Below are 3,868 nucleotides of genomic sequence, written 5' to 3' on the forward strand. Positions count from 1 at the left end.
GGTATTCTGCTTTAGTAGAAGAAAAAGAAGATAGACGACAGCTACAAGTAGAGCAACAGATATCAGCGTTACAACGTATAAAAGCAGAAAAGCACTGTTATGAGTAAAACTGATCTCAATCAAATATCCTACTGATTTTGTTGTGAACTTGATTAAAAGTCATGTACTATCAGAATACTTAAATGCCCAGAGAGGTAAGAAATATGACTAGCACGTTTGAAATTAAAGCAAAATGGTACGAAGCTAATCTAAAAACAGCGAGAGAATCCAGAAGCAAATGGTATGAGGCTAACCTCAAACCATCTATAAACATTGCCAAACCCTGGTATAACGCTAACAAGCGTCCAGCGAAAGACGTTGAGATTCCTTGGTACAAAGCTAACTTGGTTGAGCATATTGAAACCAAAAATAAATGGTATGCAGCTAATCTAGACCAAGCCGTTCAGTCTGTACGCGCTACTCGTAAATGGTATGAAGCTAACAGAAGCCAATCTGAGGTTGAAAAGCGCTGGCAACATTTCAGTGAAGAAATGTACAGTGATGTAAAAAAAGCTTGGATGCGTGTGAATCTTGATCAGGCACGTGAAAAACGTATCAAATGGTATGAAGCAAATCTAAACAATACTCCTACCGAAAAACATTGGTATGAGTTCAGTGATGAAAAATATTCAGACACCAAAAAGAAATGGTACGAAGCCAATTTACAAACAGCTCGTATTAATCACAGCAAATGGTACGAAGCAAACATTCACCCTGATCCTCACGCTGAAATCAAAAAGCGTTGGTATGAGTCTAATTTAAGTTTAATTCGCACGCGTCAAGTCAAAACCAAATGGTTTGCAGACAACGCGGCTATCGCTAGAGAGAACCAAAAATGGTACGAAGCCAATCAGCGACCTGCTAAGGTTTCCGATACACCTTGGTATGAGGCTAATATTGCAGCGCACATCCACACTAAAAACAAGTGGTACGAAGCTAACTTGAAATCTGCAGTTGCAGCTGTTCGTGCAGAACGTAGTCGTTGGTACGAAGCAAATGATAATCAGCCTACGCAAACGCACTGGTATGATTATAGAGAGGCTAACGACACTGATTGGAAATTAGCTTTCCGCGAAGCGAACTTAAAACAAGCTCGTGAAAAACGTATTAAATGGTATGAAGCGAATCTCGATAACACACCGACAGAAAAACATTGGTATGAAATCAGTGATGAGCTGACAACTGAAACAGATAAAAAATGGTACGAAGCCAATCTGGAGAAAGCGCGAATCAGCCATAACAAATGGTATGAAGCCAATATGCATCCAGATCCACATGCTGATATCAAGAAAAAGTGGTATGAGGCTAATCTTGACTTAGCAAGAACACAAAAAGTGAAAAGTGATTGGTTCAAGCAGAATATGATCACTGCACGTGAATCAAGCAAAAAGTGGGATAAGTAAACTGTAGAGAGAACTCTACTGAAAGGCGTCAACGGGCATGGATTTTAGATGTTAAAAATCGAATGTATCACCGTTGGCGCCTTTTTTGTGAATACCTATTTGATTATTGATGAAGCGACAAATGAGGCTGCCATCATTGATACCGGTGAGACAACAGAGCTCGCTGATTATCTTGAAACTAAACATGAAGAATTTAAGCTAACTAAAATTCTACTAACACACGGTCACCTTGATCATGCTGGCTCTTTGAAAGACATACAGTATCTATTTGACGCACAAACCTACCTTCCAAGATTAGACAAACCTTTATTCGACACACTGCCACAACAAGGCGACTGGTTCGGTGCTCCACATATGAATCGACCATGTGGCAGAATTGATCATTTTGTTGATGATGGCGATATCATTAGTCTAGGAGAAACAGATTTAACCTTTATTTCAACTCCAGGACATACACCTGGACAAGGTTGTTACTATACGAATCAAGATATTTTCGTGGGGGATACCTTGTTTGCCGGCAGTGTAGGGCGCACTGACTTACCCATGGGAGATGCCGCTCTGATGCAAAAGAGTCTGAGAAAACTGTCTTCATTACCCGGTTCTTTGATCGTTCACTCCGGTCATGGTCAAACGACTACAATAGCTGATGAGAAACGTCACAATCCATTTTTACAATTTTTGAGATAACAATAACAACATGCCGACGACGTATAAATTGCTAGAGGGTTTTTCTCGATTTAAAAAAACATACTTTGGTGATAATAGAGCACTGTATGAGAGTATGAAAACTGGGCAGCCAACAAAAATACTTATGATTGCTTGTTGTGATTCCAGAGTTGATCCTGCGATTTTAACGGATTGCGATCCTGGTGATATTTTCACCGTAAGAAATGTGGCAAATCTTGTTCCTCCATGTGAAACAGATAATAACCATCATGGCACAAGCTCTGCGCTGGAGTTTGCTGTGAATTCGCTAAATGTAGAGAGCATAGTTGTGATGGGCCATGGCAATTGTGGTGGTATACGTGCTTTATGGCAAAGTGATGGTGTCGAAGATTCCAAATTTATCCATCGCTGGGTGTCTATTGCGAGAAGCGCTAAGGACTGGGTAAAAGTGAATCATAAACATGAACATGAAAGTGTTCAGTTAAAAATGTGTGAACAGAGAGCTGTACTTGTTTCTTTGGAAAATCTGATGACATTTGAGTGTATCAAAGACCGTGTTGAAGCCGGAAATTTACGATTACATGGGTGGTACTTTGATCTCGATAAAGGTGAGTTGATGTGCTATAACCCGACCACTGATAAGTTTGAAAAACCAGCATAAAAAAGGCGCCTTTGGCGCCTTTTTTATTATTGAATATCTCTATCAGGAATTTGCTGTTCATCTACATCAGGTTTAGCGGGATCTGTACCTTCGATGACTTCAATATCCTCGTCATCATCCCCGAGACCCACCAGACTTTTTAGCTTTGAATACAGGCCAGTATTTTTCTCTGTTAAAGGCACGATAACATTTTTATCCTGGCGTTCAACCTGTGGTAGATCTGCTCTAGCCACAGTACGTGTATCACCATCAATGCGTGCCAATTTTTCTGACTCATCAAAGTAAAGGGTGATACGGCGTTGTTCGCGATCTTCTCCGCCGGGTTGATAACTATAGACATAGTCCCAGCGATTCGGGTGAAAAGTATCAATGAGTAATGGCGTGCCCATAACATAGGCGACCTGATTTTTCGTCATGCCTGGCTCAAGTTGATTGATCATTTCTTGAGTAACATCATTACCTTGCTGGATATCTATGCGATAAACACCTGGTATTTTATCGGTGCTGCAAGCTGACAATGACAAAATAACTGCCAAGGAAAGGCTGTAAACAACGGAGCTTTTCATTTAGTATTGATTTCTGTAGTTAATTACCAATCTGCGATGATACTCTATTCGCAGCATTTCTACGAGGCAACAATAATAATGGAAAGACAAGATTTACGAAAAGCTGGATTAAAAGTGACGCTACCAAGATTGAAAGTCTTGGAAATTTTGGAAACATCGGATTTGCGTCATATGAGTGCGGAAGATGTGTACAAAGCACTTCTGGATATGGGAGAAGAAATAGGCTTAGCCACGGTTTATCGTGTACTAACGCAGTTTGAGGGAGCCGGACTAGTTTCCAGGCTCAGCATTGAGGGTGGACATGCTGTCTTTGAGCTACAAGACGGTAGTCATCATGATCATCTACTGTGTGTGCGCTGCGGCAAGATTGAAGAGTTTTTCGATGAAGTCATCGAGCAACGCCAAAAAGCCATCGCTAAAGAAAAAGGTTGGGAGATGACGGATCATAGTTTATATATCTATGGGATCTGCCAAACGTGTTTAAGAGAAGAATAGTAAATAATCTAGCGTTGAGCCTGATCCAGCATTTCCTC

The 3,868-nt window shown here is 40.7% G+C and carries 5 protein-coding genes; 4 read left to right on the forward strand and 1 reads right to left on the reverse strand.

Going from position 1 to position 3,868, the window contains the following annotated elements:
- The first annotated feature begins 203 nt into the window (after positions 1 to 203).
- The 3 genes from B4K20_RS09875 to B4K20_RS09885 all read left to right on the forward strand — a co-directional run bounded on the left by B4K20_RS09875 (position 204) and on the right by B4K20_RS09885 (position 2,769).
- Positions 204 to 1,442, forward strand: a complete 1,239-nt coding sequence (locus B4K20_RS09875; protein ID WP_289243452.1) for a hypothetical protein — start codon at positions 204 to 206, stop codon at positions 1,440 to 1,442.
- A gap of 48 nt (positions 1,443 to 1,490) precedes the next feature.
- Positions 1,491 to 2,129, forward strand: a complete 639-nt coding sequence (locus B4K20_RS09880) for an MBL fold metallo-hydrolase (protein WP_289282757.1) — start codon at positions 1,491 to 1,493, stop codon at positions 2,127 to 2,129.
- 124 nt (positions 2,130 to 2,253) lie between these two features.
- Positions 2,254 to 2,769 carry a carbonic anhydrase gene (locus B4K20_RS09885; protein WP_289282760.1) on the forward strand — a complete coding sequence of 172 codons (516 nt, stop codon included), beginning with the start codon at positions 2,254 to 2,256 and terminating at the stop codon, positions 2,767 to 2,769.
- Positions 2,770 to 2,795: 26 nt separating this feature from the next.
- Here the strand turns inward: B4K20_RS09885 and B4K20_RS09890 are convergent, their stop codons facing one another.
- Complete coding sequence (locus B4K20_RS09890) at positions 2,796 to 3,335, reverse strand: outer membrane protein assembly factor BamE (RefSeq protein WP_289243455.1); 540 nt, start codon at positions 3,333 to 3,335, stop codon at positions 2,796 to 2,798.
- Positions 3,336 to 3,413: 78 nt separating this feature from the next.
- Here B4K20_RS09890 and fur point away from each other — a divergent pair, with 78 nt between their 5' ends.
- Positions 3,414 to 3,830, forward strand: coding sequence for a ferric iron uptake transcriptional regulator (fur, locus tag B4K20_RS09895; protein ID WP_286304247.1), 417 nt, complete (start codon positions 3,414 to 3,416; stop codon positions 3,828 to 3,830).
- The last annotated feature ends 38 nt before the right edge of the window (positions 3,831 to 3,868 follow it).

It is taken from the genome of Methylophaga sp. UBA5088 (genome assembly GCF_002414625.1).
In the GTDB taxonomy this organism is placed as follows: Bacteria; Pseudomonadota; Gammaproteobacteria; order Nitrosococcales; family Methylophagaceae; genus Methylophaga; species Methylophaga marina.

Excerpts from the sequence above, each read along its gene's own strand:
- B4K20_RS09885 (WP_289282760.1), top strand. The coding sequence starts at position 2,254 with ATGATTGCTTGTTGTGATTCCAGAGTTGATCCTGCGATTTTAACGGAT.
- B4K20_RS09890 (WP_289243455.1), bottom strand. The coding sequence starts at position 3,335 with ATGAAAAGCTCCGTTGTTTACAGCCTTTCCTTGGCAGTTATTTTGTCA.
- B4K20_RS09880 (WP_289282757.1), top strand. The coding sequence starts at position 1,491 with ATGTTAAAAATCGAATGTATCACCGTTGGCGCCTTTTTTGTGAATACC.
- fur (WP_286304247.1), top strand. The coding sequence starts at position 3,414 with ATGGAAAGACAAGATTTACGAAAAGCTGGATTAAAAGTGACGCTACCA.
- B4K20_RS09875 (WP_289243452.1), top strand. The coding sequence starts at position 204 with ATGACTAGCACGTTTGAAATTAAAGCAAAATGGTACGAAGCTAATCTA.